Below are 610 nucleotides of genomic sequence, written 5' to 3' on the forward strand. Positions count from 1 at the left end.
GATAAGTTCTTCCCATCTGACAAGCCGGTTATCTTTGGTTTCCACGGTTTTGAAGATTTGATTGAATCTATTTTCTACGAGCGTAATCATCATAATCTTCATGCTCATGGTTATCGTGAAGATGGTGATATTACTACTCAGTACGACATGCGTGTATACTCTCACTTGGATCGTTTCCACCAAGCGATCGATGCTGTTTCAGCATTGAAAGATGAAGGTGTTGTTGATGACGAAAAAGCTGATAGCTTTATCGATGACATGAATAAGATTCTTGATAAACACTTTGAAGTTACTCGTAATGAAGGTCGCGATATTGAAGAATTCACTGACTGGAATTGGACTGCTTTACAATAATAATTTAGTATTAAATTACTTAATTAAAACCACGAATTAAAAATTCGTGGTTTTTCTTTGTCTAAAAATTTAAAAGAACCAGATCATTTGAAACAATGATTTTGCGGTTTGTGGAATCTGGATAATGCAAAAAAGCCATTAATTAATTTAACCCCAAAAATTTTAATGGCTAAGAAAGCGAATCCTTATTTTTATATTCAATCTTTTTTTAAATACACTTTTAAACTTAAATAATAAAGACCAGTAATTATTGATG

General features: G+C 32.0%; 1 protein-coding gene. It reads left to right on the plus strand.

From position 1 onward, the window contains the following. Nucleotides 1-354, plus strand: a 354-nt coding sequence (locus tag KH893_RS11455) for a phosphoketolase family protein (RefSeq protein WP_486606296.1), incomplete at its 5' end; no start/stop codon positions are given. Between the last annotated feature and the right edge of the window lie 256 nt (nucleotides 355-610).

This window comes from Liquorilactobacillus sicerae (assembly GCF_029916425.1).
GTDB classification, from domain to species: Bacteria; Bacillota; Bacilli; order Lactobacillales; family Lactobacillaceae; genus Liquorilactobacillus; species Liquorilactobacillus sicerae.